Origin of the sequence: Streptomyces sp. NPDC012637 (assembly GCF_042954805.1) — a bacterium.
Classification (GTDB): Bacteria; Actinomycetota; Actinomycetes; order Streptomycetales; family Streptomycetaceae; genus Streptomyces.
Genome location: NZ_JBIBDS010000006.1, coordinates 473545 through 499112 on the forward strand (window position 1 = coordinate 473545; position 25568 = coordinate 499112).

Consider the following 25568-nt stretch of genomic DNA (forward strand, 5'->3'; position numbering starts at 1 on the left):
ACCCGGGGGTCAGTCGACGGCGGGGCCGGAGGTGGTGTTGAGCCAGGACCATTCGGACCAGCTGGAGAATCCGGTCTGCCACTTGTGGAAGACGCCCGCCCGGCTGGTCCCGAGGACCTCGATGCGGCCGTCGGCGTTGGTGGCGGCGGTGACCTCCGTGCCGCCGGTGCCGAAGGTCTCCCACTGGCCGTAGGGCGCGTTGACGCCGGTCTGCCAGAGGTGCTGGGCGACGCTGCCGTTGACGGCGAAGACCTCGACGCGTCCGTCGGGAGAGCGCTCGCTGGTGAGCTGCGAGTCGGCGGGACCGCCGGTCGGTTCCCACTCGGACCAACTGGCCGGGCCGGTCTGGTACTTGTGGAAGACGCCGACCGGGCCCGAGGCGAAGACCTCCAGACGCCCGTCCTGGTTGTGGTCGACGGTGAGGTCGCGTCCGCCACCGCCGAAGTTCTCCCACGCCGACCAGCCACCGTTGACGGCCGTCTGGTAGAGGTGCTGGAACACGTCCCCGTTCAGCGCGAAGACCTCCAGACGGCCGTCCGGGGCCTTCTCCATCTCGATCCGGCCGTTCACCGGACCCCCGCCCGCCGACTCCCACTCCGACCAACCGCCGTTGGGCGCCGTCTGCCACTTGTGGAAGACACCCACCGGCCCGGAGGCGAACACCTCCAGACGCCCGTCGCCGTTCGCACCGACCGCGATGTCCTTGCCGCCACCACCGAACGACTCCCAGCCCGACCAGCCGCCCGAAGGCTGGAGCTGGTACCGGTGCTGGAACACGCTCCCGTTGATCGCGAACAGTTCCAGCCGGCCGTCCGCGTTCGGACCGACGGCGAGTTCGGCTCCGCCCGGCCCGCCCAGGAACTCCCACTCCGACCAGGCACCGTTCACGGCCGTCTGCCAGGCGTGGTGGATACCGTCGGCCCCGGCCGCGAACACCTCCAGCCGCCCGTCCGCCGACTTCGCCGACACCACACGGCCCGACTCCACCGGGTACACCAGCGGCGCGGGTCCGGGCTCGTGGTGGCCGAGGCGGTCGACGGCGGCCCGGGCCTCGTCCATGTGCCGCCAGTGGTGGCCCGCGTTGTAGGTGGACCAGGGCTGCCAGTTCGTGCCGCCGTTGGAGATCTCGTAGGCGGCGCTCGCGTTGCACTGGGCGTCGTAGGCGCAGGCGTCGTCGACTTCGGGGTGCCAGTAGTCGTTGATCTGCCACAGGCCCCGGTCGCGGGACGGCGGCGTGTTGTTGTACGTGTTGGTCGCCGACGGGTCACAGCTGGACTCGGCGAGGGCGACGGCGACGGCGGTCACCAGGGCGTCGCCCCGGAAGCCCGCGTTGTGGCCGACCTGGGCGCACAGGTCGCTCGGGGCGGCGTACGCGGGCGAGGCGCCGGCGAGGACGCCCGCGGCGAGGAGCAACGAGACGAGCGTCGACAGGACGACGCGACGGGGCGCTCTCCGAGCGCGCTGCGTGGTTTCCACCGGATGTCTCCTCAGTTGACGGCGGGGCCGGAGGTGGTGTTGAGCCAGGACCATTCGGACCAGCTGGCGAATCCGGTCTGCCACTTGTGGAAGACGCCCGCGTGACTCGTCCCGAACACCTCGATGCGGCCGTCGTCGTTCGCCGTGGCGGTGACCTCGGTACCGCCGGTGCCGAAGGACTCCCACTGGCCGTACGGCGCGTTCACCGCGGTCTGCCAGACGTGCTGGGCGACGCTGCCGTTGACGGCGAACACCTCGACCCGGCCGTCGGCGGTCCGCTGGCTGGTCAGCTGGGAGTCGGCCGGGCCGCCCGTGCCCTCCCACTCGGACCAGCTCGTGGGACCCGTCTGGTACTTGTGGAAGACGCCGACCGGACCGGAGGCGAAGACCTCCAGACGCCCGTCCTGGTTGTGGTCGACGGTGAGGTCGCGTCCACCGCCCCCGAAGTTCTCCCACGCCGACCAGCCGCCGTTGACGGCCGTCTGGTAGAGGTGCTGGAACACGTCCCCGTTCAGCGCGAAGACCTCCAGACGGCCGTCCGGGGCCTTCTCCATCTCGATCCGGCCGTTCACCGGACCCCCGCCCGCCGACTCCCACTCCGACCAACCGCCGTTGGGCGCCGTCTGCCACTTGTGGAAGACACCCACCGGCCCGGAGGCGAACACCTCCAGACGCCCGTCGCCGTTCGCACCGACCGCGATGTCCTTGCCGCCACCACCGAACGACTCCCAGCCCGACCAGCCGCCCGAAGGCTGGAGCTGGTACCGGTGCTGGAACACGCTCCCATTGATCGCGAACAGTTCCAGCCGACCGTCCGCGTTCGGACCGACAGCCAGCTCCGCACCGGCCGGCCCGCCCAGGAACTCCCACTCCGACCACGCGCCGTTCTTGCTCGTCTGCCAGGCGTGGTGGATACCGTCGGCCCCGGCCGCGAACACCTCCAGGCGCCCGTCCGCCGACTTCGCCGACACCACGCGGCCCGACTCCACCGGGTACACCAGCGGCGCGGGACGGGGGCCGCTGCCGGGCACGCAGGGCAGCTCCACGCCGCCCTCGGCGAGGTACGGCTCGGGGTCGATGCCGTACGTGGCGGACGGGTCGCCCCAGATCCGCAGGTGGAGGTGGGGGCCCGACGAGTTGCCCTCGGAGCCGATCAGGGCGATCTGCTGGCCGGCCACGACGTGGTCGCCCACGAACACGTCGCGCTGGAACATGTGCCCGTACTCGGAGATCTTTCCGTCGGGGTGCTGGATGCGGATCCACTGGCCGTAACCGGGCTCGTATCCCGAGATGGTGACCTCGCCGTCGCCCACGGCGTAGATCGGCGCCCCGTAGGCGCCGCCGATGTCCACGCCGTTGTGGCCGCTGTGGTAGTGCTGGGTGACGGGGCCGGCGGCAGGGCAGGCGACGGCGGAGCCGAGGACCTGCGCGGGAGCCCGCACCGGTGTCCGCGCGGGTGCCTGTGCGTCGGCCGGGGACACCAGCACGAGTCCCGGCGCGAGGGCCGCCGTCGCGGCGAGCAGGACGCGCAGCGCGCGTCGGGGAAGACCGGACAACACGTGACGTCCTCCCGTCACGCCTTGCGCAGGCGGTCGATGACACCGTTGATGTCGCGCTCCAGCATGTCCCGGCGCACGTAGTGGCCGCCCGGCAGCTCGTACGACTCGTGCGGGATGCCCACGCGGTCGAGGTTCCACTTGAACTCGCGCTGCGTGTCGAGGACCACGGTCTCGTTGGCGTAGCCCTGGATGTCCTCGGGGCTGGTGCCGGCGACCAGGAAGACCCGCTTGTGCCGGTAGCTCTCGATGCGCTGGACCGGATTGTCGGCGCTGACCCTGGCCTCGTCCCAGAACGGCATGCCGTAGACGCTGCCGCCGTTGAGTTCCACCGCGGCCGAGGACAGGTTGGCCCAGTGGGTGACGGCGCCGTTGCTGCCGCGCAGGCTGGCCGGGCCGGAGTGGGCGCTGACGGAGGCGAAGTGGCCGTAGTACTTGGCCGTGTACTTCAGCGCGCCGAAGCCGCCCATGGAGAACCCGGAGACGGCGCGTCCGTCGTACTCGGCGTACGTGCGGAAGTTGGCCTCGACCCACGGCAGCAGCTGTGCCATGTGGAAGTGCTCCCAGTTGCGCGGACCCGCGGCCGAGCTGACGGGGTTGGAGTACCAGCCGGCGCGTCCGCCGTCGGGCATCACGACGATGAGTCCCTTGCCGGCGGTCAGGCCCCGGATGTCGTGGTGGGCGTCGAAGGTGATGAAGTCCTCGAGCCCGCCGTGCAGCAGGTAGAGGACGGGGTAGGTGCGTCCGCTCCAGTGGTAGTCGTCCGGCAGCAGGACGTTGACACCGGGGTTCCAGCCAATGGCGTCGGTCTGGAAGCGGTAGTACCACATCCGGGGGTCGCTCTCGTTGCGGTCGACGATGCGCAGGCCGAAGCCGTCACCGGCCGCCGCGGCCGTCGGGGCCGCCGCGAGCACGCCGCCGGCGCCCAGGGCCAGGGCGGCGGTGAGCCCGCCGGCGGACTTGAGGATGTTCCTGCGGGTGGGGTGGTGCGCGGTCAACGTGTCCTCCAGGGAAAGGAGCGTGGCGAAGGCCGATCCGCCGCCGTGGGACGGCGGTTGGAAGGTAGCGACGCGTCCCCCCGGCGGGGAACCCGGAACCTTACGGACTGACAGCGGCGGCCCGCGTCGGCTAGCGCGTGCAGAACGGCCCGCACGGCGGCCGGCGGGTCCGGCTACCGTCGTGATCATGAAATGGACGCGATCACGATCACGAAGACGGCCCGTCGCCCTCCTCACCGCACTCGCCTCCTGCGCCTCGCTGCTCGGCCTCGCCGCCGCGCGGCCGGCGGCGGCGAGCGGCACCGAACTCTCCGGCGCGGCGAGCCTCGGAGTCCAGCAGCAGGTCCTCTTCCGATCCGGAACCGCCGGCTACGGCTGCTTCCGCATACCCACCCTGACGACGACGAAGAACGGCACCCTCCTCGCCTTCGCCGAGGCAAGGACCTCCCCGTCGTGCGCCGACCGCGGCCCCATCGACATCGTGGTGCGCCGCTCCACCAACGAGGGCCGCACCTGGTCCCCGATCCGGGTCGTCTCCTCCGGCCGGGCGGGCACCGCCGGGCCCGCGCAGGTGCGCGGCAACCCCTCGCCCGTCGCCGACGTGATGGAGGACAAGAAGGGGGCCGTGTTCCTCTTCTCCAACTCCGAGCCGGCGTTCCCCGGCGGCACCCGCATGTCCTGGGTGCAGCGCAGCGACGACGACGGTCTCACCTTCCAGGCGCCCACGGCCGTCCCGCGCCTGACGACCGGTAAGGGATGGTTCGGCACCGGGCCCTCCCACGGCATACAGATCCTGAAGAAGGACCATCCGCACGAGGGACGGCTGGTCGTCGGGGCGTACGAGACCGTGAACGGGGACGACCAGCGCGTCGGGGTCCTCTACAGCGACGACCGGGGCGCGAGCTGGAAGAGCAGCCTCACCGAGGACTCGTTCCTGCGGGCCAAGGAGGTCCCCGGCATCTCGACGGCGCCTGATCCCGACCGGGAGGGCTGGGGCCCGGAGTCTCCCGTCGCCAGACCCGGAGAGCCGGTCGTCGCCGAACTCGCCGGCGGCAGCGTCTACGTCAGTGCCCGCAGCCCGTACGACGTGCGCGTCAACACGACGCTGCCGGCGGCGTACGAGGACCGGCACCGCATGCACGTCACCGCCACCGAAGCGGTCGACCCCGTGGACGGGCAGCCGAAGGTCAAGGTGCCCGCGCTCGGGTTCACCAAGGGCTGGGTGGGCCCCGACGTCCAGGTGTCGGTCCTCGCCCCGCGCAAGACCTATGAGACCGTCCCGGGCGACCTGCTCCTGATGTCGAGCCCCTCGCACCCCGACCTGCGACAGGAGATGCGGATCCGCTACTCGCTCGACGACGGGGCGACCTGGAAGGACGCGCCGGGCGGGCAGGTCAGCAAGGTCCTCGGTGACCGGGCGGGCTACTCCGACATGGCCGAGCTGTCGGCCGGTGACATCGGCATGGTGTACGAGGGCGGTACGTCCTTCTCCGCCCAGCACGTCTACTTCAACCGCTTCACGGTGGACCAGCTCAGGCTTCCCGAAGCGGGCACGTTCGCGGCCAGGGGATCCACCCTGCCGCAGCAGGCGCCGGCCGCCGCGCGGACCACGCCCGACACGACCGTCGAGGCGAACGACGCCTACCTCGGCAACGGCACCTCCTCCGGCACGGGCGCCGGGTTCGGGACCGTGACGTTCGGTCAGGGCCTGAAGCTCAACGGCGGCGCGGGCGGCACCAAGGGCTCCGCCGACCTGCCGTGGACCGCGTCCCTGAACGGCGGCTCGGGCGACATGACGTACTCCCTGTTCTTCGCGTACGACTCGACGTCCGCCTCCCCGCAGCAGGCCCTCATGTGGGCGTACGGCGTCGGCGATCCGAAGCAGCAGGTCTGGGCCCGGGTGCAGCCGGAGCACAACCAGGTCATGGCGCGGGTGGAGGGTGAGAAGGGCGCGGTGACGCTGACCGTCGCGGCACCGCTCGACAAGAAGGCCACCCCGGCCTTCGGTGACGGTGCCTGGCACCACCTGGTGCTCACCCGCAAGGGCGCCGAGATCAAACTCGCCGTCGACGGACTTCCCCCGGCCGTGAAGTCCTTCGATGTCGGCCGGCTCGCCCCCTGGCGCAAGGACGACGTCCAGGGCATCCGCCTCGGCGACAAGCTCGACACCGGCAACGCCGCGGTCGACGCCAACGACGGGTTCACGGGCACCCTCGACGAGTTCCGCGTCTACCGCGAGGCGGTCGGCCAGACGCTGTGGCCGCAGCTGCGCGGCGCCGAGCCGGAGAAGGTCGCCCCGGCCTCGCTGAAGGCCCACCTGCCCTTCGAGGTCGTCGACACCGCCGGGTCCGCGGCGCTGACGAACGTCCGCATCCAGGACGACGTCTCCGGCCGGTGTGCCGACGGCACCCTGCTCGGCACCCTGAACCCGGAGGGCGCGCAGGTCTCGGGGCGCGTCGGCGGCGGCGCCCTCGCCGTCTCCCCAGCCCTCCCGGGCGTGGAGACGCCATACGTCCCCGCCGTGGACAACGGCGCCGGGGACTTCACGTTCGCCCTCTGGTTCCAGTACGACTCCGGGGCGAACCCTCTGGGCGCCGCGCTGCTCTCGGCGTACGGGTCCACCGACGGCGAGCCGTCGCTGTCGGTCGGCGTGGAGCCGTCGACGAACCGCCTGAGCGCCCGCGCGGTCACCACGTCCGCCTCCGTCACGGTCGAGCTCGAGGACACGAAGGCCGGCAAGGCGTTCGGCGACAAGGCGTGGCACCTGCTGACCCTGATCCGTGACAACGGCGCCCTGACGGTGCGCGTCGACGGCGAGCCCGCGGCCACCGCGACGGGAGTCACCGGCTCCTTCACGGACGGCGTCTCCGCCCCCGAGGGCGTCAGGATCGGCTCGAAGCGCGACGCCACCGGCGCGAAGCCCGAGGGCGTCGAGATCCTCACCGGAGCGCTCGACGACTTCCGCTTCTACCCGCGGGCGTTGAGCGACGCGGAGCGGGCCGACGTCCTCGACACGGGAACGGGCGGCTGGAGCCCGCCGCTGAGCCCCGCTCCCACCCTGTGGTGGACCATGGAGCCCGGTAACACGGAGCAGCACCTCGTGATGAGGTCCGCCGTCGATTCCGCCGCGCGCAGCACCTTCGACGCCTCGTCGCAGTGCAACAACGCCGTCGTGCGCGGTGGCGCCACCGTCACGGAAGCGGACGGCAGGTTCGGCCGCGGCATCGGCTTCGACGGGGTGGACGACTCCGTGGAGCTCCCCTACGGGGAGGCGGAGGCCCTCGGCGACGGTGACTTCACCCTGGCGGCCTGGGTCCGCTACCAGGCGGCCGAGAACGGCGAACCGGTGCTGGTCAGGGCGTACGGGGTCGGAACCACCGAACGCCAGCTGTGGATCCGTGCCCGGTCCGGCACGAACGACGTCGTCGCCCATGTCCAGACGGACCGGGGGACCACCAGCCTGGTGGCCAAGGCGCCGCAGAACACCGTGTTCGGCGACGGCACCTGGCGGCACGTGGTCCTGCGCCGCGAGGCCGGGACGCTGACGCTGTCGATCGGTGACGGGACCGAGCTGCTGTCGACCGCGTCGGGCGCCGTGGCCGGCTCGCTGACCTACCAGGACGGCTTCGACGTCCAGGGCGTCCTGCTCGGAACCCGCCCGGACGCACAGCCCAAGGACTGGTTCCGGGGCTCGATGGACGAGTTCCTGCTGACCCGCAGGTTCCTGTCGGACGACGAGATCAAGGCGGTGGGCGCGCCGCTTCCCGCGGACGGCTCCACGGTGGTCCGCCTGCCGTTCGACACCATCACTTCGAACGGGACGCACGTCCGTCTGTGACGGGCACACGGCGTACGCCACGACGTGACGCGTACGCCCGGACGTGACGCGTGGGTCCTTCGCGGACCCTGAGGGGCCGTGTCCCCGTCGAGGCGGGGGCCGGTGCCGGGAACATGCCCGGCCCGCCCCCGCCTCCTCCGTCGGGCTACGGAACCCGTGCGGGCTCCGGCGGGCTCGCGGGCGCCGTCCCGTGACTGTCGGGCTCCGCCCCCGCGCTCCCCGGCTCCGACCCATGGCTCTCCGGCGCGCCGAACCACGCCACCGCGACCGCGCCCGCGACGGCGAGCACGAAGCCGAGGACGGCCAGCCAGGCGAAGCCCGGGCGGGAGGCGTCACCCAGCCACCACACGCCGATCATCCCGGGCAGCACGGTCTCGCCCACCACGAGCGCCGCCGTCGCCCCGTTCACCGAGCCGATCTGCAGCGCGACCGTGTGCAGGTACATGCCGCCGACGCCGGCCACGAGGATCGCGTACAGCGCCGGGTCGGTCAGGAGCGCGCCCGGGTCGTAGGGGTCGATGCCGTTCAGGATCCGCACTCCGACCCCGAGCGCGCCGAAGCCGAGACCCGACAGGAGGCCGGCGAGGATCGCCGCCCGGGCGCCGAGCACCCGTACGAGGACCGTGCCGCCGGCCATCAGCAGCAGCGAGACGGCGAGCAGCCACCAGTGCGTCGCGATCGGGGTGCGCCCGCTGCCCTCCGGGCCCGCCGCGCTCGCCAGCAGCACCAGGGCCGAGCAGACCACGCCGATCGAGGTCCACTCCGCGCGGGTCAGCCGGATGCCGAGCAGGCGCACGCTGAGGACGGCCGTGATGACCAGGTTGGCGCTGATCACGGTCTGGGAGAGGAACAGGGGAAGCATGCGGGCGGCGAGCGCGCCGAGGCCGAAGCCGACGAAGTCCAGAATGGTGCCGACGACGAACTCCCAGGTCATCGCTGCTTTCGCGGTCGACGACAGGCTCGGCCCGCCGTGCTGGGTGATCTGTCCCGCCGCGGCCGCCTCGCGCCGGGCGGACTTGCGGGAGCCGACGGCCTGCAGGACGGATCCCGTGCCGTAACAGACCGAGGCGGCGACGGCGGTCAGCAGTCCTATGAGCACAAGCAGGTCCCTTCACACGCTGGGGGTCGGTCCGCCCAGTTCGTTCTCCGCTTGGCAGACGTCGGATCGGGCGCCCGCGTTGCCTCCGGCCCACGAGCAGTCCCCGGCCGCCCGGGCGGCCCTGCCCTCAGGGGGCGACGGCCGCGGACGTCCTGGTGCTGTGCGGCCCCGTCCGAGTCGGGGATACCTGTCGTCGGTGCCGCCACGCGGGTGATCGGGGGGCGACTTCGCTGCCGTTGGCGCGGCGTCCGGCCATTCCGCTCCGCGGGGCGGGACAGTGGACGGGATTCCCGGCCGGACCAACCCGGGGCCCATCGACGTCGGCGGCCGGGCGTGGTCGGTCGTCCTACGCCTACTCGTTCGCAAGGGGATGCATCGATGACCGACGCCGGCTCGTCCTACCGTGATCTCCGGGCGCTGGTGATCAACTGCACCCTCAAGCGGTCGCCGGAGCGCAGCCACACTCAGGGGCTGATCGACATCAGCACCGGGATCATGGAGCGCCAGGGCGTCCAGGTCGAGGTGCTGCGAGCGGTGGATCTCGACCTCGCGACCGGTGTGTGGCCCGACATGACGGAGCACGGCTGGGAGACCGACGAGTGGCCCGTCGTCTACTCGCAGGTGATGGCCGCGGACATCCTCACCCTGGCTGGACCCGTATGGCTGGGAGACAACTCCTCGGTCATGAAGAAGGTGATCGAGCGCCTGTACGCCTGCTCGTCGATCCTGAACGAGGACGGCCAGTACGCGTACTACGGCCGGGTCGGCGGCTGTCTGATCACCGGCAACGAGGACGGCGCCAAGCACTGCGCGATGAACGTCATCTACAGCCTGCAGCACCTGGGGTACGTCATCCCGCCGCAGGCCGACGCGGGCTGGGTCGGCCCGGCCGGCCCGGGACCCTCCTACCTCGACCCCGGCTCGGGCGGGCCGGACAACGACTTCACCAACCGCAACACCACCTTCATGACCTGGAACCAGCTCCACCTGGCCCGCATGCTCAAGGACGCGGGCGGGATCCCCGCCCACGGAAACCAGCGCTCCGAGTGGGACGCCGGCTGCCGCTTCGACTTCGAGAACCCGGAGCACCGCTGAGCTCCGGCCGGGCGCTCCGGCGGCCCCGGTTTCAGTCCTCGAAGAGCAGCCGGAGCGCCACCTCGCGGTAGTGGCCGACGTGGTGCAGGGCCAGGCTCTGGGCGGCGTCCGCGTCGCCCGCGCCGATCGCCTCGTAGAGCAGCCGGTGCTCCTCCCACAGCGGCCCGGGCTCGTCGACCTGCTGGAAGAGCCAGCGGAGCCGGCCTTCGAGGGATTCGAGGGTGGTGACGAGGAGTTCGTTGCGCGACATGCGCACGATCTGGGCGTGGAAGGCGGTGTTGGCGCGGGAGAGCCGTTCGGGACCGCCGTCCTCGGTGGCGGCCCGGGCCTCCGCGAGGAGCCGGGCGAGGGTGTCGAGTCCGGCGTCGGTGCGCCGCTCGGCGGCACGGCGCACGGCGAGAACCTCCAGGGCCTCGCGCATGTCGAAGAGGTTCTCGACGTCCTGCCGGGTCATCCGGCGGACGACGATCCGGCGCTGGGAGACGGCCTGGAGGAAGCCTTCGCCGATGAGGATGCGGATGGCCTCGCGGACGGGCACGCGGGAGACACCGAACTCCTCGGCGACGTCGCGTTCGACCAGCCGGTCGCCCGGCTTGAGTCGCCCGGTGATGATGCGGTCGCGCAGCCCCTCGCAGACCTGGTCGCGGAGCCAGCCGCCCGCGCGGGCGGGCGCGGTGGGGTCGGCCTGCCGTGTCCCGGTCATCTGTCCCTCCCGGTGTCGATCACCTCACGGTATGCCACCCGGGCGGCGGCTCCGGTTCCGGGTGGGTGGTGGGACGCCCGGTCCTGACCCCCGGTCAGCACCCTTTTCCCGTAGGGCTTCCGCCCGGCGCACGACCGGTTCGGGTTCTGCCCCCACCTGGTTTTGGTTCTTCGGACGATCATCCCTACGATCCTCCGATGATCACGAGAAAACGGCTGGCGACCGGGGCCTGCGCACTGCTCGCCGCCCTGGCCGTCGGGTTCCTCCCGGCCACCACCGCCACCGCCGACACCGGCCCGGTCGCCGCGGACTCCGCCAAGGAGCCGCCCAAGGTCGAGCTGGTGCTCGACGTCAGCGGCTCGATGCGGGCCCGCGACATCGACGGCCAGTCCCGCATGTCCGCCGCCAAGCAGGCCTTCAACGAGGTCCTGGACGCCGTCCCGCAGGAGGTGCGGCTCGGCATCCGCACCCTCGGCGCCGACTACCCCGGCCAGGACCGCCAGCGGGGCTGCAAGGACACCCGGCAGCTCTACCCGGTCGGCCCGCTCGACCGGACCGAGGCCAAGACCGCCGTGGCCACCCTCGCCCCCACCGGGTGGACGCCGATCGGCCCGGCGCTGCTCGGCGCGGCCGAGGACCTCAAGGGCGGCGACGCCACCAAGCGGATCGTGCTCATCACGGACGGCGAGGACACCTGCGCCCCGCTCGACCCCTGCGAGGTGGCCCGTGACATCGCGGCCAAGGGCATCCACCTGGTCATCGACACCCTCGGACTCGTCCCCGACGCCAAGACCCGTCGCCAGCTGATGTGCATCGCCGAGGCGACCGGCGGCACCTACACCTCCGTGCACCGCACCGAGGAGCTCTCCGGGCGCGTGCGGCAGCTCGTCGACCGCGCCGCCGACCCGGTCGTCACGCCCGTCGCCACCGACGGCGCCGGGCGCTGCGCCGACGCGCCGACCCTCAAGCCCGGCCTGTACACCGACCGCCAGGTCATCGGCACCCACCGCTGGTACCGGGTCGACGTGCTGCCCGGCCAGGAGCTGCGCGCCTCGGTCAGCATCTCCGCCGACCGCGCCGTCCACGACGACTACGGCGTGCTCCTGCGCGCCGTGACCCTGCACGGGCGCGAGATCGTCCGCGGCTCCGAGGCCGGCGACGGGCGCACCGACGTCATCTCCACCGGACTGCGCTACCCGAAGAAGGAGGACGAGGAGGCGATGGACGACGACACGAAGCCCGCCGCCGAGACCGTCTGCCTCCAGGTCAGCAACTCCTTCTCCGCTCCCCCGTCGGTGAAGACGACGCCCGGCATGCCCGTCGAGCTCGCGATCGACGTCGTCGACGGCCCCGGCTCCGCCTCCGACGCCGCCTCCTTCGGCCTCGGCCGCGGCTGGTGGCTGCTCGGCGCCCTGGCGCTCGCCGGGTTCCTCGGCGGCCTCGTCTGGGGCTGGCTGTCCCGCTGGCGCATCGCTGTCTGGAGGACCCACTGATGCGTACCGTACGCAGACTGTTCACGGCCGTCGCGCTCGCCGGCGCCGCGCTGCTCGGCCCGGCCGCCGCGGCCGGACTCGCCGACACGGCGACCCCCACCCCGAGCGGCAGCGCGAGCGGCGACGCCGCGGCGCAGGCCGGGCCGACCGAGGCCGGCACCTCCTTCCGCACCGCCGCCTTCTTCCGGCAGGAGCAGCAGGCCACCGCGCAGGCGTCCACGGGTGACTACCTGTACTGGGTCTTCCCCGCCGACACCGGTCAGCGGCCGACCGTCACCGCCACCGTCACGCTCCCCGAGACCGCGCTGCGGCACGGCTCGTCGACCTGGCGGATCGACGTGTACGACGGACTGCGCAGGCGTCAGCCGTGCATGTACGGCATGCAGTCCCGGGTCGCGGCGAAGGAAGCCGCGACGGTGGAGCTCGCCTGCACGCTGCGGCCGGTACGGGCGGCGGCGGACACCTGGTCCCAGGACCCGCTGCCGGGCAGCTACTTCGTCCGGCTGACCGCGACCGCCCTGCCCGAGGAGGACTCGGGCCAGCCGTTCTCGGCACGGATCGGGGCCACCTCCCGCGACATGGGCGGTGCGTACGCGACGGACGGCGCCCTGGCCGTGCCGCTGGTGCCCGGGGCCACGACGCCGGAGACGGTGGAGGCCCGGGCGCCCGAGGACGGCTGGTCCTCGGGCTGGTGGTCCGACCGCTGGCTGTGGACCGCCGCGGGCGGGGTGCTGGCCGCGCTCGCGGGCATCGGCGGCTACGTCCTGACGCGCGGCTCGGGCCGCCCGTCCGGCGTCCCGCCCACCGCGTGACCGGCTGACCGGCTGACCGGCTGACCGCCAGGAACGAAAGGACCGGCCCCCTGTCGCTGCGGCGGCAGGGGGCCGGTCCTTTCCTCGTGGCCGTCAGCGTCCGCCGGGGCGGACCAGACCCGTCTCGTACGCGTGGACCGCGGCCTGCGTGCGGTCCCGCAGCGACAGCTTCGTGAGGATCCGGCTCACATAGGTCTTCACGGTCTGCTCGCCGACGACCAGCCGGGCGGCGATCTCCGCGTTGGACAGGCCGTGCGCGATGAGCGTCAGGACCTCGGTCTCCCGTTCGGTCAGCGAGCCGACGCGGTCCATCAGCGGGACACGCGGGGCGTCGCTCAGCCGGGAGAACTCGGCGATCAGCCGTTTGGTGAGGTTGGGCGCGAGCATCCCGTCGCCACGGGCCACCACCCGTACCGCCTGGGCGAGTTCCTCGGCGGACGCGTCCTTCAGGAGGAACCCGGAAGCGCCGGCGCGCAGCGCCTCGTACACGTACTCGTCCAGGTCGATAGTGGTGAGGACGAGGACCTTGACGGTGGCGTCGGCGGGCGCGGTGAGGACGCGGGTGGCCTCGATGCCGCCGGTGCCGGGCATGCGGATGTCCATGAGGACGACGTCGGGGGCGAGTTCGGCGGCCTTGGCGACGGCGTCGGCCCCGTCGACGGCCTGGCCGACGACCCGGATGCCGGGCTCGGCGTTCAGCAGGACCGTGAAGCCCTGCCGGACCATGACCTGGTCGTCGGCGATGAGCACCCTGATGTCGCCGGTGCCGTCGTGGGTCATGGACCGTCCTTGGGGTCGAGGGGTGCGGGCAGGGTGGCGGTGACCTCCCAGCCGCCGTCGGGCGTGGGTCCCGCGGCGAGTTCTCCGCCGAGCATGGCGGTGCGTTCGCGCATGCCGAGCAGTCCGTGGCCGGGTTCCCCGCCGCGGCCGGCCTCCGGTCCGGGCGGGCGGGCCGGGGCGGTGTTGGTGATCCGTACGGTCAGTCCGCCCCGGTGGTAGTGGGTCCGCACCGAGGCACGCGCGCCGGGTGCGTGGCGGACGGCGTTGCTCAGGGCCTCCTGCACGATGCGGTACGCGGAGAGTTCGGTGCCCGGGGAGAGCGGCCGGGGCTCGCCGCGCGTCTCGGCGGTCACGTCGAGGCCGGCGGCTCGGACGTTCGCGAGGAGTTCGCCGAGCCGCTCCAGGGTGGGCTGCGGGGCGTGCCGTACCCCCGCGGCGGCGTCGCCGGCCGCGCCGTCGCCGCGCAGCACGCCGAGGACGCGGCGGAGTTCGGTGAGCGCGTCGACGGCGTTCTGCCGGATGCCCCGCGCCCGCCGTTCCGCCCGTCGAACGCGAGGAAGCTGCGGCCGGGCCCGGCCATCGCCCGCAGCGAGGCCGCGCGGCCGTGCGCTCCATGGGTCTCGGGGTCCGCGCGGCGGCACGCAGGGCCGTCCGCTGGTCCGCGTACCGCGCGTCGAGCTGTGTGGCCAGCGCCGACGGTTCGGTGGCGGTCAACGGGGCGGCGGCGCGGGGTGCGGGGGCCGGCACCTCCCCTGGCCTCGCCGCCCCCGCGACCGGCACCGCGACGGCGGCGGTGACGAGCGCGGCGAGCAGCGCACGACGGAGGCGGGCCGCCCGGGGGCGCGGGTTGTCCGTGGGGGGCGAGCGAGGGACGCCATGGGGCGATTCCTTCCGTACCGGGGTTCGTTCCGCTACGGACGTTAGGAAGCGCCCTCTGTCGTCGGCGTCCCGCCGGGGCGCCAACCCGACAGGTGGCTCTCGGGTATGACGGTTCATCAATGCCGCCCTGCGCCGTTCGGTTGCTTGGACTCCCCGCGGAGGGACCGGAGCGGACCGACGGAGTGACGGGCGACGGGACGGCCCGCGGGGCCGATGGTCAGCCGAGGAAGAGCGGGAGCCGTGCCGTCGTCGCGGCCAGGGCGGTCCGCTCCGTGGGGGCGGGTGGGCGGCGGCCGGTGGCCACGAGCAGGGTGTCCGTGTCGGACAGCGCGGCGGGGAACGGCGCGCCGGCGATGCGTTCGAGGAGTTCGCGGGCGCGGCTCAGGCTCGCTGCCGGCGGTCGGGGTGCGTGCGGGAGGTGGGCCACGAGGTCGAGGTGGTGCAGCGTCCACTCCAGGACGTAGGCGGAGAGGTAGTCGGCGACGGTGAGCACCTCGCCGCGCGTGCCGACCGTGAGGTCCGGGTCCGCGAGGACGGCGGCACGGCCGGCGGCGGAACCGACGTCGTCGAGGTGGAACTTCAGGAGTTCGGGGTCCTGGTAGGCGGCGGCGAGCCGTACGGTCAGCGCGTCGAGCGGGTCGTCGCCGGACGGCGGCGCGTCGGAGACCTCCCAGTAGCTCGCGGCGTCGCGGGTGGGTGGGGCGTCGGCGGGCGTCGCGAGCGTGATGAGGACGTCCTGGGCGTCGATGACGAGGTGGCACACCAGGTCGCGGACGAGCCATCCGGTGCAGCCGGAGGGCCGGGCGAAGTCCTCTCCGGCGAGTCCGGCGACCGCCGCGCGCAGGGCGTTCCAGGCCTGTGAGAAGTGATCCACCTCCGCAAAATATCAGCGCCGCCACCGCTCACACGCGATTTCCGGCCATGGAAAATCAGCCGCAACATTACAGTTCGCGCAACGAACTACTAATATGCGCGGCACGAACCAGGTGGCTCTTTGTCTGGTGCCGCTTCAGGTTCTCGAACGACCGGTCACCGCCCAGCTTCGCGTCCAGCTCCGCGATCAGCGCGATCGGCGCCATCGGGGCGCCGGCGGGATCAGGCACCCGGTTCGGCGAAGACGACCGGCACCTCGTTGTCCAGGACGACCCGGCCGAGGAGCTCCGCGAGCCGCTCGCGCTCGCCCGGCTCGAGCCCCGAGGGCAGCAGGTCGATCCGCCGGCAGGCCTCCCGGCAGAAGGCGTCGGCGAGCCGCCCGCCCTCCTCGGTGAGCACGATCCGCACCGCCCGGCCGTCCTCCGGATCGGGCTCGCGCCGCACCAGCCCGCGCTGCGCGGTCCGGTCGACGAGCCCGGTGAGGCTGGACTTCGCCAGGCCCAGGACCGCGCCGAGTTCGCCCATCCCGTACGGCCTGGGCATCAGCACGCACAGCAGCTGTCCCTGCTGCGGCGTGATCCCGTACTCCCTGCTCGACTCCGCGTACACCGCGTTCACCAGGAACGAGGAGCGCACCAGTGCGGCGACGACTCCCATTTTCCCATCCGTGGACTTCCCCATCGGCCCAGAATAGGCCACCGGAAAGCCCCCATAACCTCACCCGAGCAGGAAATTCGCCCCACGAACTAGGGCTTTCTCGACTACGCTCACCATGGTCACGACCACGATCGGAGGGGGTACGCGCATGCCGTACGAGACCGGCGCGAAGGTGAGACTGACCAGGGACGTACAGGTCACCGGGAACACAGCGGCGGCCGGGGCCGGCGGCCCCGGCCCGCTGTTCCTGGCCGAGGGCCTGGAGGGAGTCGTCACGGGCTCGGCGAGAGGAGCCGGCGGCCCGGCCCAGGAGGCGCTCGCGAGCTTCGACCAGCAGCTCGGCGCCAACCGGTTCGACAGCTTCACGACCGCCCTGCTCGACGACCTCCGTCAACGGCTCATCCAGCAGGGAGCGTTCGACTCCGTCGTCGGCGATCGGGGCGGATACCGGGTGCGCTTCGAGAACGGGTTCGTCCTCGACGGTCTTCAGGAAGACTGGCTGACCGGGGCCTGAGCACCTGCCGGCGCGCCGGCGGCCGACGGGCCTCGTCAGCCCGGGTGGACGATCGAGCCCAGCGGCGGGCAGGGCATGAGCACGGTGCCGGCGCCGGGACGCTCGACGAAGGTCCGGGCCTGCGCGGCCCGCAGGCGCTGGGACTCCAGGTCGTCGGCGTGGCGGGCATCGCGCCTGGCGCGGTCCTCGTCCCATGAGTCGTCGATGAGACCGAGGCTGGTGTTGCCGGCGCTCCGCTGGAACTCCGCCTTCACGGCGGCCTGCCGGACTGCCGTCTGCACCGCGGCGAGTTCCATGCGGGCGGCCAGGACACCGGGGGTGTTCGGTGCGCGGGTCGGCAGGGGGGCCAGCGGGAGCAGCGACACCCCGGTGTCGAGGCGGCCGATGTCGTCGAGGCTCGCCGCCTGGGCTTCCTGCACGGTGATCTGCATCTCCTGGTGCAGCCAGAAGAACTCGTCGAGGTCGGCCTGGGTGATGCGCATCCGCTGGTACAGGGACCGGAAGCGGGGATCGTCGTGCAGCGGGCGTATGAGGGCGGCGTGGAGCGCCACGCAGTCGTTGTAGCCGGCTGCCACGGCGGCGTCGAAGTGGAGGACGGCCTGGTCCTTCTGTCCGTACACACAGGCCAGACCGCCCAGGCTCGCGTGGCCCGCGGCGACGAGCCAGGTGCCGTCGGGTCCGAGCGCCGAGGCGCGCGCGACGACGTCGTGGAGGCCCGTGGTGGCCGCCGCGCCGGCACCGTCGGTCAGGAACGTCACCAGCACCTCGTGAAGACGGTCGGACAGTGAGTGGACGGTGTCGGCCATGTCTCTCCTCGTACCTCGGTGATGAAGAACGCAAGGGGTGTCGCGTCCGTGGTCACCCCCGTGGGATGACGGACGGACGGGGTGCGTGGTTCCTGCCCGCGCCGGACCGTGATCACGAAGGGCACGGGCTCCGGGCCCGACTCCCGGCCGGCCTGGGTCCTGTCGTCGAACTCCCGCCTGCCCCGCGACGCCATGCACGCACCTGACGCCGCAGGGCCGCCCTCGGGCGACGACGGGGGTTTGACGACAGGACCTAGCCCTGCTCGCGCTCGCGCTCGTACCTCAGCAGCACCACGCCGTTGCCGAAGGTCCGGGTCCGCTCCAGGCGCAGGGAGGCGCCCGTGTCCGCGGGCGGGAAGAGCGGGGTGCCGCGGCCGACGAGGACGGGATCGACGTAGAGCTGGTAGGCGTCGATCAGGTCCAGGTCGCGGAAGGCGGCGGAGAGCTCCGCGCCGCTGAGGGCGAGGTCGCCGTCGGCGGCGGCCGCGAGGGCGCGGACCTCGTCGGCGTCCACACGGGGCACCACGGTGGTGTTCCAGTCGGCCCGTTCCAGCGTCGTGGAGTAGACGACCTTCGGGGTCGAGCGCCAGATCCCGGCGAACTCCCGCATCGCGGGGCCGCACTCCGGGTCGGCGTCGGCGGTGGGCCAGAACCCGGCCATCAGCATGTGCGTCCGCCGGCCGCTGAGGAACCCGCCCATGGCGGCGAGTTCCTCGTTGAGGTGCAGGTGGAGCGCCTCGTCGACCCGGTGCCAGCTGATGTCGTGGCCCTCCCCCTCGATGTAGCCGTCGAGGGAGATGGTGGTGAACTGGACGATCTTTCCCGGCACGGCCGACACTCCCTGGGTTCACGGAGGCCGCCCTGCCACCGGTCTCAGGCCATGCGGCGGGCGCCCTCCTTGATGGCCTCACGGATACGGTTATAGGTGCCGCAACGGCAGATGTTGCGGATCTGGTCGAGATCGGCGTCGTCGATCTCCCGGCCGGCCTCGTGGGCGCGCCGGACGGCCGCCACGGCGGTCATGATCTGGCCGGGCTGGCAGTAGCCGCACTGGGCGACGTCGATGTCGAGCCAGGCCTCCTGCATCGGGTGCAGGTCCTTGCCGACGGTGCCTGGCAGGCCCTCGATGGTGGTGACCTCGTCGCCGTCCGCGAGCTCCTTCACGGGGACGGAGCAGGGGGTGAAGGCCTTGCCGTTGAGGTGGCTCGTACAGGCCTTGCAGACGCCGACGCCGCATCCGTACTTGGGTCCGGTGACGCCGAGGACGTCACGGAGCACCCAGAGCAGCCGGACGTCGTCCTCGACCTCCGCGGTGACGGCCTTGCCGTTGAGGATGAAGGTGTGCTGGGGCACGGTGGCTCCTGTTCTGCGGTGCGCTCGGGCGCGGCGGCTCAGAGGGCGCGGTCGCGGCCGTCGGTGGGGGCGGCGGGGATCGGGGGCACGGTGGGCAGCGGGGTGAAGGGCAGCGGCGCCGTGTGATTGACGGGGAACGTCGTCGGCATCGTGCCGGTGGCCCGGCCGTAGGCGCAGGCGACGGCGGCCGCTGAGGCGGCGACTGCCAGCTCGCCGGCGCCGCCGGGCTTGTCGCCGGTCGACGGCATGACGACGATCTCCAGCTCCGGCGGCGTGTTCCACTGCCGGGTGTAGAAGTAGTTGTCCCAGCTGCTCTCCAGGAAATGGCCGTCCTTGAGGTGGAGGCCGGAGGTGAGCGTGAGGGCGATGCCGTCGTTGATGCCGCCCATCATCTGGGCTTCCAGGCCGCGCGGGTTGACGGCGAGGCCGACGTCGACGGCGCAGACGACCTTGGTGACCCGCGGACCGGTGTACGCGTCGGGCACCTTCCGTCCGGTGGTCGCGGGACGGCAGTCGATCTCGGCGAGGACGGCGACGACGGAGTGGTACTCGGGGTGGATCGCGATGCCCTGCGCGGTCCCTGGCTCCATCTGCCGTCCCCAGCGCCCGAGTTCGGCGACCTTGTCGAGCACGGCGCGGGTCCGCTCGTCCTTGAGGAAGCGGCGGCGGAAGGCGAGCGGGTCCAGTCCCATGCGCGCGGCGAGGGCGTCGACGACGAGTTCCTGGGCGGTGCGCACGTTGGGTGAGTAGATGCCGCGCATGGAGCCGGTGTTGAAGCCGTGGTCGACCTCGTTGAGCAGCTGCGTGGTCACCCCGAAGTGGTAGGGGCTCGACTGGGTGAGCTGGAACATCGTCTCGGAGAACGTGAGGTCCCCGACCGGGAGCTTCGCCGCCTCGGAGGTGATGATCTCGCCGACGCCGTGACCGAAGTCGGTGGCGACGGAGGTGTGCCGCTGCTCGTACGTGAGGACCTCGCCGAGCGCGTACGTGGCGCGCACCCGGGAGGTCGACATCGGGTGCGTACGGCCCTGCCGGAAGTCGTCGGTGCGGTGCCACATCAGCCGGACGGGCTTGCCCATGGCCCGGGAGATCTCGGCGGCCTCGCCGGCGGCGTCGTGGAAGAGCTTGCGGCCGAAGGAGCCGCCGCCCTCGGTGACATGGACCTTCACGGCGCTCACCGGCAGGCCGAGCTGGAGCGCGATCTTCTCCTGGGCGACGACCGGCGACTTGAGGCCGGCCCAGATCTCGGCGGAGCCGGGGCGCACGTCGGCGACCGCGCAGTTGGTCTCCAGGGCGCCGTTGCTGGCGAAGTGGAAGGTGAAACGCACGTCGACGGACTTGGTGAGCAGGTCGAGCGGCGGTACGACGAGGGGCAGTTCGGCCCGGCGCAGCTTCTCCAGGACGGTCGCGTCGGAGGCCCCCTCTGCCGTGCCCGGGCCCCAGCTGACCTCGAGGGCGCGAACCGCGTCGATGCACTGGCCGAAGGTGCGGCCGCGGACGGCGACTCCGGTCGAGACGGTGACGACGTCGGTGATGCCGGGCATGGCCGCGACCTCGGCCAGGTTGTCGACGGAGCGCACGGTGCCGTTGATCGTGGGCGGGCGGCAGACCATCGTCGGCAGCGCGTCGGGGACCTGGACGTCCATGGCGAAGGTCTTGCGGCCGGTCACGGCGGCGAGTGCGTCCAGGCGCCGCTGGGCGGTGCCGATCACGGTGAAGTCGTCCGGGTCCTTGAGGGTGACCGCGACCTGGGTGTCCGTCAGGGCGGCTGCCCTGACGGCGAGTTCACCGTAGCTCAGGCGGACCCCGGCGGCGGAGGTGATGGTCCCGGCCTTGGCGGTGAGGGTGGAGACGGCCTCGCCGAGTTCGAGTGCGGCGGCGCGCAGCAGCCGGTCGCGGGCGACGGCGGCGGCGACGCGGATCGGGGTGAAGGTGGAGATGGTGGTGTTGGAGCCGCCGGTGAGCTGGTTGAAGAGCAGCTCGGGGCGGGCGTCGGCGAGGGTGACCCTGACCCGGTCGAGGGGCAGGTCGAGCTCCTCGGCCACGATCATCGCGGTGGAGGTCGTGATGCCCTGGCCGACCTCGGCGCGGGGCAGCGCGAAGTGGGCGGTGCCGTCCGGGTCGAGGCGGATGGTGATGAGGTTCGCCGTGGGCAGCGCGGCGGCGGTGAGCAGGTCGTTGAGGTCGAGGATCTCGGCGGGCCCCGGGAGCGACGGCACGACGGCGGGAGCCGCGGCGGGGACGGCGGCGGCCGCGGGCGTGGGCGCGAGGGCCTCGGTGCCGATCCGGGCGGCGACGGTGAGGGTCGGCGCCGCGAGTACGTACCCGAGGAACCGGCGGCGGCCCAGGGCTCGTCCGCCGCGTGGCGGTTCGGCTTCCTGTCCGGGTTGGGGTGCGCGGTCCTGCGCTGCCATGAGGAGTGGCCCTTTCGACGTCGGCGGGGGGCATGGATGTGCCGAGGTGATCATCACCCGTTCGGACCCGCCGCGGAGCCGGAACCGCGCAGCCTTCACGCCTGACCCGTCAGGCCCTCACGTGACGAGGACGGGCGGACCGGGCTCCCAGGGGCGGGAAGAGTCACCGGGCCCGGGAGCGGGAGGAGGGCGGCGGCAGCTGCGCGCGCACCCACTCGACGTCGGGATTGGTGTGCGGCCGGCCCGCCACGAAGACCGTCGGAACGGTCTCGTTCCCGTCGTTGGCCGCCCTCACCTCCGCCGCGCCCTCCGGGTCCCGCCAGATGTCGACCCAGTGCACGCGGCGTGCGTCCCGGCCGAGCCGCACGCGAAGGCTCATGCAGAACGGGCAGCCCGCGCGCCAGTAGACGACCGGACGCCCGTCCTCCGCGCTGCGTCGCTTCGCCTCCGACGCGCCGACCGACCGCGGGAACAGCAGCGGCGAGTTCGCACCCGCGAGCACCAGGAAGCCCACCAGGAGCACCACGGCGGGGCCGGTGTCGCCCCTGACGAACATCCCGACGGCGAGCAGTGCGCCGCAGAGCCCCAACAGAATCGGCAGAAGCCAAGCACGCGTCATGAACATGCAGGCTATCGCTCGCGCAGCGCGGAATTGGCCAGGACCCCGCGGGCCGTCGCGACGGCCCGGCCGCGGGAGGCCCGCAGCTGTGCGCGCGAGAGCCGGGCCCGCTGGCCGCCGCCGGCGATCAGCGCGTTGACGGAGACCATCGGATCCCCGCCCGCCGTACGGGCGAGCAGCGCACCGACCACGATGGGCAGCAGCGCCACGGCGAGCGCCGAGCCGGTGGCGGTGGCCGTGGCGGTGACGTTGCGGAGTGGGCGGATGCGCGGGGCGTCGTCGGTCATGACGACAGTCCACCAGCCGGCCGCGGCCGGGGGCATCGGGCGCCGTACTCAACTGCCGGGGCAGCGGGCGGCGACCCACGCGGCCGGGTACTCAGACCGCAGGGCGTCCGTACTCAGCCGGGAGGCTGGCGACGGCGCTCGGCCACGGCACTGAACGACGGTGCGCGGGACCGGCACTCGGCCGCGGCACTCGGCACCATCACGCCGGACCGGCACACGGGACCATCACTCCAGCCCCGCACTCGGCCTCGACACTCGGGACCGGCAATCGAGTCCATCACTCAGGACCGGCGACCGGGACCGGACTCAGCGGCTGTACCCGCCCTTTGCGCCCCTCTCGGAGCGACGTGCCCGCTCCGCGACCCGACGGCGTCGGCTCCCGGCAGCGGTCAGCCGGCCCGCTCCGAGGCAAGTCCGCGAAACCGGCCGCGCCGGAACGATTCCTCAGCAACCCTGGTGTCCTCATCACGGGCATGGACGACCGGCGACGGACGGTCGGGCCCCCGGGACCACGGAAGCGCGAAGACTGTGACCGACACTTCCACGGACACCGGCCGCTCTGGCAGCCCCGTCCGCCCCGGCCACCTCGTCCTGGTGGTGCAGCACGAGGACGGTGCCGGGCCCGGGCTCGTCGGCGAGCGGCTGCGCGCGGCCGGGCTCGACCTGCGGGTCGTCCACCCCTGGCGGGGCGAGGCGCTGCCCGCGTCCCTGGACGGCTGGGCCGGGCTGCTCGTCCTCGGCGGTTCGGCCAACTGCGAGGACGACGCCGCAGCGCCCTGGCTGCCGCGGGTCAGGGCACTGGTCCGGGAGGCGGTCGAGGGTGAGGGGCGGGTTCCGGTGCTCGGCATCTGCCTGGGCGGTCAGATCATGGCCCACGCACTCGGCGGCCGGGTCGTCCGCCGGTCCCGTGGCCCGGAGCTCGGCACCGTACCGCTGCGCCGGCTGCCCGCCGCCGAGGACGACCCGGTCCTCGGCGCGGTGCCGGAGGGCGCGCCCGCCGCTCAGTGGCACTGGGACGAGATCGGCGAACTTCCGCCCGGGGCCGTGCCGTTGCTGGCCGGTGACGACTGCGCGCACCAGGCATTCCGGGTCGGGCCGCGCGCGTGGGGCGTGCAGTTCCACCCGGAGGTGCTCGCCGACACGGTCGCGTTCTGGGCCTCGGTCGACGAACCCCAGGTGCGCGGCGCGGGGATCGACCCGGACGTGGTCGTCGGCTCGGTACGGGACGCGGAGCAGCGGCTGCGCCGGGTGTGGGGCGCGGTGGCGGCGGCGTGGGGCGCGGTGGTGCGGGACGCGCGCGTGCCCGTGTCGGCTCCGCCCGGCGAGGAGTGATGGGATGGACCGGCGTCACCGATGTCCCGATTCCGTGTCCCGCACCACCGAGGAGAGCCCGCCGCCATGGCCGACGAGTACCGCATCGAGACCGTCCGCACCGGTTACCGCACCTGGACCGCCCGAAACGACCGGGGCGCCGAGGTACGGATCGCCGCCGCCGACGACGCGGACGCGCAGCCGTCGTTCACGCCCGTCGAACTGCTGCTGGCGGCGATGGGCGGCTGCGGCGGCCTGGTGATCGACCGCACGGCGCGGGCCGTCGACCACGACGACCTGAGGATCGTGGTGGAGGGCGTGGCCGGTCCCGAGGACGACGGCAGGATCGGGCGGATCCGGGTGAGCTACGAGTTCGAGCTGCCGGACAACAACCCGCGGGCGGCTGACGTGTTCGCCCGGGGCGTGCGGCTCACGCACGAGAAGTACTGCACGGTCAGCCGGACCGTCGAGCACGGCGCCGAGGTCGAGGCGGTCCTCCCGGACGGGACGACGGGCTTCCGGGCCGGCTGAGCCGTACGGGCGCGCACGCGGCCCGCGCCCGGAATCACTCCTCGATGGCTCCGCCGATCCGCCGCAGGTGCTGCCGGAAGCTGTACGAGGGGTCCTGCTCGCGCCGCTCCAGGTACTCGGCGAAGCGGGTCTGGTCGCGGAGGGTCTCCCCCGCCCTGATCCGCCGGGCCTGGTTCCGCTCGGTGCGGAAAATACCCTCGGCGGCGTCGAGCACGGCGCCGACCCGGTCGGCCGCCACGAACAGGACGCCGTCGTCGTCGGCGAACACCACGTCGGCGGCGCCCACCGTGTGCTCCCCGAAGCGGGCGCTCCGCAGGGCCTCCGGGCCGCGCGGGTCGAGCCGTACCGGCCCGGGGGCGTGGGCGCCGTACGAGAAGACGGGCAGCCCGATCTCCAGCAGGTCGGGCGTGTCGCGGTGCAGCCCCCAGACGACGACCCCGGCGACACCTGCCGCCTCCGCCTCCAGGACGGCGAGATCGCCGATGCAGGCCTCGTCGGTGCGACCCTCGTTGTCGATGACCAGCACGTCGCCGGGGACCGCGTAAGCGGTGAAGGCCTCGAGGAACACGTCGACGCTGCCGTAGTGCCGTACGGGCAGCGCCCGGCCGGCGAGCCGCCGTCGGGGCAGCACCGGCACGATCCCCGCGGGCGCGGCCCGCAGCGGCACCCCGAGCCGCACGCAGGCGTCGGCGACCAGCGGAGTGGACAGCTCGGCGAAGCGCTTGAGCATGGCTTTCCCATCGTCGGCGTCGGGCGGCCGTCCGGATGCTATCCGTCTCACGGCCCCGGAAAAGGGCCGATGGACGGCAGTTGGCCCGGCTGCGTGCCGTCGTGGTGGAATCCCGGGGTGGTGACGGAAGAGACCCTGTGCCGTGTCCGGCGGCGGACCGACGAAGACATCGAGGCGTGCGTGCGTGCCCTCGCGGACGTCCACCGCCACGACGGCTACCCGCTGGACTGGCCGGCCCGTCCCGCCGACTGGCTGCGCGGCGACTCCGTGCTCGGCGCATGGGTGGGCGAACTGGACGGCCGTCCCGTAGCCCACGTCACCCTGTCGACCGCCGCCGAGGACGATCTCGCACCGGCCGCCTGGAGCGAGCGGACGGGCGCGGCCCGCGACGCGACGGCAGTCCTCGGCAGACTCTTCGTCGCCCCACGGGCACGGAGCCACCGCCTCGGCGCCCGCCTGATCGCCGAGGCCACGGCCGAGGCCCGCCGCCGCGCCCTGCACCCGGTCCTCGACGTCGTCGCCTCGGACACGTCCGCGGTCGCCCTGTACGAACGCCTGGGCTGGCACCGCCTGACCACGGTCCGGCAGCAGTGGGGCCGGGGCCGGACGGTCACCCTGCACTGCTACGCGGCGCCCGCGTGACGCGCGGAGCGAGTGGACTCACGGGAGTGGTGGCGTGAGCCGCGTGAGCCGCGCGAGCGCGACCATGCGTGCCGCATGAGTCGCATGAGTCGCTTGAGTCGC

23 protein-coding genes and 1 pseudogene are annotated in these 25568 nt (G+C 72.9%); 8 read left to right on the plus strand and 16 right to left on the minus strand.

Annotated elements, in window-relative coordinates; translation table 11 throughout:
• Window positions 1–9 precede the first annotated feature (9 nt).
• Genes ACFY8W_RS25225 through ACFY8W_RS25235 form a run of 3 tightly spaced genes read right to left on the minus strand, consistent with a single transcriptional unit; the run spans window position 10 to window position 4030 of the window.
• Complete coding sequence (locus tag ACFY8W_RS25225) at window positions 10–1476, minus strand: hypothetical protein (RefSeq protein WP_391109293.1); 1467 nt, start codon at window positions 1474–1476, stop codon at window positions 10–12.
• An 11-nt stretch (window positions 1477–1487) separates the two neighbouring features.
• Window positions 1488–3035, minus strand: coding sequence for a peptidoglycan DD-metalloendopeptidase family protein (locus tag ACFY8W_RS25230; RefSeq protein ID WP_391109296.1), 1548 nt, complete (start codon window positions 3033–3035; stop codon window positions 1488–1490).
• A gap of 14 nt (window positions 3036–3049) precedes the next feature.
• Entirely contained in the window at window positions 3050–4030 is a 981-nt protein-coding gene (locus tag ACFY8W_RS25235; protein ID WP_391109299.1) for an alpha/beta hydrolase-fold protein, read from the minus strand.
• Window positions 4031–4217: 187 nt separating this feature from the next.
• On the opposite strand from ACFY8W_RS25235, the gene ACFY8W_RS25240 reads away from it, so the two are divergent.
• Window positions 4218–7868, plus strand: a complete 3651-nt coding sequence (locus tag ACFY8W_RS25240) for a LamG-like jellyroll fold domain-containing protein (RefSeq protein ID WP_391109302.1) — start codon at window positions 4218–4220, stop codon at window positions 7866–7868.
• Between the two features lie 145 nt (window positions 7869–8013).
• Here the strand turns inward: ACFY8W_RS25240 and ACFY8W_RS25245 are convergent, their stop codons facing one another.
• The gene (locus ACFY8W_RS25245) at window positions 8014–8967 is read right to left on the minus strand and encodes a hypothetical protein (protein ID WP_391109304.1); all 954 of its coding nucleotides are present in this window, start codon (window positions 8965–8967) and stop codon (window positions 8014–8016) included.
• Between the two features lie 378 nt (window positions 8968–9345).
• Between ACFY8W_RS25245 and ACFY8W_RS25250 the strand changes: the two genes are divergently transcribed.
• Window positions 9346–10062, plus strand: coding sequence for an NAD(P)H-dependent oxidoreductase (locus ACFY8W_RS25250; protein WP_391109307.1), 717 nt, complete (start codon window positions 9346–9348; stop codon window positions 10060–10062).
• 31 nt (window positions 10063–10093) lie between these two features.
• Here ACFY8W_RS25250 and ACFY8W_RS25255 read toward each other — a convergent pair whose 3' ends face one another.
• Entirely contained in the window at window positions 10094–10765 is a 672-nt protein-coding gene (locus ACFY8W_RS25255) for an FCD domain-containing protein (RefSeq protein ID WP_391109310.1), read from the minus strand.
• Window positions 10766–10962: 197 nt separating this feature from the next.
• Between ACFY8W_RS25255 and ACFY8W_RS25260 the strand changes: the two genes are divergently transcribed.
• Together ACFY8W_RS25260 and ACFY8W_RS25265 are read left to right on the plus strand one after the other, a co-directional pair.
• Window positions 10963–12258 (plus strand): VWA domain-containing protein, encoded by a 1296-nt coding sequence (locus ACFY8W_RS25260; RefSeq protein WP_391109314.1) that lies wholly within the window; start codon window positions 10963–10965, stop codon window positions 12256–12258.
• Complete coding sequence (locus tag ACFY8W_RS25265) at window positions 12258–13070, plus strand: hypothetical protein (RefSeq protein ID WP_391109315.1); 813 nt, start codon at window positions 12258–12260, stop codon at window positions 13068–13070. Before ACFY8W_RS25260 ends, ACFY8W_RS25265 begins: the two co-directional genes overlap by 1 nt.
• 93 nt (window positions 13071–13163) lie before the next feature.
• Here the strand turns inward: ACFY8W_RS25265 and ACFY8W_RS25270 are convergent, their stop codons facing one another.
• From ACFY8W_RS25270 to ACFY8W_RS25285, 4 genes and pseudogenes are all read right to left on the minus strand, one after another.
• Complete coding sequence (locus tag ACFY8W_RS25270) at window positions 13164–13850, minus strand: response regulator (protein ID WP_391109317.1); 687 nt, start codon at window positions 13848–13850, stop codon at window positions 13164–13166.
• A pseudogene (locus ACFY8W_RS25275) lies at window positions 13847–14374 on the minus strand (sensor histidine kinase); the annotation flags it as partial. The gene ACFY8W_RS25270 and the pseudogene ACFY8W_RS25275, both read right to left, overlap by 4 nt.
• 572 nt (window positions 14375–14946) lie before the next feature.
• On the minus strand, window positions 14947–15603 hold the full coding sequence (locus ACFY8W_RS25280) for a maleylpyruvate isomerase N-terminal domain-containing protein (RefSeq protein WP_391109320.1): 657 nt from the start codon (window positions 15601–15603) through the stop codon (window positions 14947–14949).
• Between the two features lie 221 nt (window positions 15604–15824).
• Window positions 15825–16259 carry a MarR family transcriptional regulator gene (locus ACFY8W_RS25285; RefSeq protein ID WP_391109681.1) on the minus strand — a complete coding sequence of 145 codons (435 nt, stop codon included), beginning with the start codon at window positions 16257–16259 and terminating at the stop codon, window positions 15825–15827.
• A 115-nt stretch (window positions 16260–16374) separates the two neighbouring features.
• On the opposite strand from ACFY8W_RS25285, the gene ACFY8W_RS25290 reads away from it, so the two are divergent.
• Window positions 16375–16773: a hypothetical protein gene (locus tag ACFY8W_RS25290; RefSeq protein WP_391109323.1), complete on the plus strand. Its 399-nt coding sequence runs from the start codon at window positions 16375–16377 to the stop codon at window positions 16771–16773.
• Window positions 16774–16808: 35 nt separating this feature from the next.
• Here the strand turns inward: ACFY8W_RS25290 and ACFY8W_RS25295 are convergent, their stop codons facing one another.
• The 6 genes from ACFY8W_RS25295 to ACFY8W_RS25320 form a co-directional block, all read right to left on the minus strand.
• Complete coding sequence (locus ACFY8W_RS25295) at window positions 16809–17579, minus strand: hypothetical protein (RefSeq protein ID WP_391109326.1); 771 nt, start codon at window positions 17577–17579, stop codon at window positions 16809–16811.
• Between the two features lie 253 nt (window positions 17580–17832).
• Window positions 17833–18408: a dihydrofolate reductase family protein gene (locus ACFY8W_RS25300; protein WP_391109329.1), complete on the minus strand. Its 576-nt coding sequence runs from the start codon at window positions 18406–18408 to the stop codon at window positions 17833–17835.
• 44 nt (window positions 18409–18452) lie between these two features.
• Window positions 18453–18932: a 2Fe-2S iron-sulfur cluster-binding protein gene (locus ACFY8W_RS25305; RefSeq protein ID WP_391109331.1), complete on the minus strand. Its 480-nt coding sequence runs from the start codon at window positions 18930–18932 to the stop codon at window positions 18453–18455.
• A 38-nt stretch (window positions 18933–18970) separates the two neighbouring features.
• The gene (locus ACFY8W_RS25310; protein ID WP_391109333.1) at window positions 18971–21346 is read right to left on the minus strand and encodes a molybdopterin cofactor-binding domain-containing protein; all 2376 of its coding nucleotides are present in this window, start codon (window positions 21344–21346) and stop codon (window positions 18971–18973) included.
• 163 nt (window positions 21347–21509) lie between these two features.
• A complete protein-coding gene (locus ACFY8W_RS25315; RefSeq protein ID WP_391109336.1) occupies window positions 21510–21965 on the minus strand; it encodes a glutaredoxin domain-containing protein in 456 nt (151 codons plus the stop codon).
• A gap of 11 nt (window positions 21966–21976) precedes the next feature.
• Window positions 21977–22252, minus strand: coding sequence for a hypothetical protein (locus ACFY8W_RS25320; RefSeq protein ID WP_391109339.1), 276 nt, complete (start codon window positions 22250–22252; stop codon window positions 21977–21979).
• 528 nt (window positions 22253–22780) lie between these two features.
• On the opposite strand from ACFY8W_RS25320, the gene ACFY8W_RS25325 reads away from it, so the two are divergent.
• Together ACFY8W_RS25325 and ACFY8W_RS25330 are read left to right on the plus strand one after the other, a co-directional pair.
• A complete protein-coding gene (locus ACFY8W_RS25325) occupies window positions 22781–23584 on the plus strand; it encodes a gamma-glutamyl-gamma-aminobutyrate hydrolase family protein (RefSeq protein ID WP_391109342.1) in 804 nt (267 codons plus the stop codon).
• A 66-nt stretch (window positions 23585–23650) separates the two neighbouring features.
• Window positions 23651–24094 (plus strand): OsmC family protein, encoded by a 444-nt coding sequence (locus ACFY8W_RS25330; RefSeq protein ID WP_391109345.1) that lies wholly within the window; start codon window positions 23651–23653, stop codon window positions 24092–24094.
• 34 nt (window positions 24095–24128) lie between these two features.
• Here ACFY8W_RS25330 and ACFY8W_RS25335 read toward each other — a convergent pair whose 3' ends face one another.
• Window positions 24129–24824, minus strand: a complete 696-nt coding sequence (locus ACFY8W_RS25335; RefSeq protein WP_391109348.1) for an RraA family protein — start codon at window positions 24822–24824, stop codon at window positions 24129–24131.
• Between the two features lie 117 nt (window positions 24825–24941).
• Here ACFY8W_RS25335 and ACFY8W_RS25340 point away from each other — a divergent pair, with 117 nt between their 5' ends.
• Complete coding sequence (locus ACFY8W_RS25340) at window positions 24942–25466, plus strand: GNAT family N-acetyltransferase (RefSeq protein WP_391109351.1); 525 nt, start codon at window positions 24942–24944, stop codon at window positions 25464–25466.
• The last annotated feature ends 102 nt before the right edge of the window (window positions 25467–25568 follow it).

Bases quoted from the DNA above. Each gene is read 5' to 3' on its own strand.
- ACFY8W_RS25240 (WP_391109302.1), top strand. From the start codon at position 4,218: ATGAAATGGACGCGATCACGATCACGAAGACGGCCCGTCGCCCTCCTC.
- ACFY8W_RS25250 (WP_391109307.1), top strand. From the start codon at position 9,346: ATGACCGACGCCGGCTCGTCCTACCGTGATCTCCGGGCGCTGGTGATC.
- ACFY8W_RS25255 (WP_391109310.1), bottom strand. From the start codon at position 10,765: ATGACCGGGACACGGCAGGCCGACCCCACCGCGCCCGCCCGCGCGGGC.
- ACFY8W_RS25260 (WP_391109314.1), top strand. From the start codon at position 10,963: ATGATCACGAGAAAACGGCTGGCGACCGGGGCCTGCGCACTGCTCGCC.
- ACFY8W_RS25265 (WP_391109315.1), top strand. From the start codon at position 12,258: ATGCGTACCGTACGCAGACTGTTCACGGCCGTCGCGCTCGCCGGCGCC.
- ACFY8W_RS25270 (WP_391109317.1), bottom strand. From the start codon at position 13,850: ATGACCCACGACGGCACCGGCGACATCAGGGTGCTCATCGCCGACGAC.
- ACFY8W_RS25285 (WP_391109681.1), bottom strand. From the start codon at position 16,259: ATGGGAGTCGTCGCCGCACTGGTGCGCTCCTCGTTCCTGGTGAACGCG.
- ACFY8W_RS25290 (WP_391109323.1), top strand. From the start codon at position 16,375: ATGGTCACGACCACGATCGGAGGGGGTACGCGCATGCCGTACGAGACC.
- ACFY8W_RS25295 (WP_391109326.1), bottom strand. From the start codon at position 17,579: ATGGCCGACACCGTCCACTCACTGTCCGACCGTCTTCACGAGGTGCTG.
- ACFY8W_RS25310 (WP_391109333.1), bottom strand. From the start codon at position 21,346: ATGGCAGCGCAGGACCGCGCACCCCAACCCGGACAGGAAGCCGAACCG.
- ACFY8W_RS25315 (WP_391109336.1), bottom strand. From the start codon at position 21,965: ATGACGCGTGCTTGGCTTCTGCCGATTCTGTTGGGGCTCTGCGGCGCA.
- ACFY8W_RS25320 (WP_391109339.1), bottom strand. From the start codon at position 22,252: ATGACCGACGACGCCCCGCGCATCCGCCCACTCCGCAACGTCACCGCC.
- ACFY8W_RS25330 (WP_391109345.1), top strand. From the start codon at position 23,651: ATGGCCGACGAGTACCGCATCGAGACCGTCCGCACCGGTTACCGCACC.
- ACFY8W_RS25335 (WP_391109348.1), bottom strand. From the start codon at position 24,824: ATGCTCAAGCGCTTCGCCGAGCTGTCCACTCCGCTGGTCGCCGACGCC.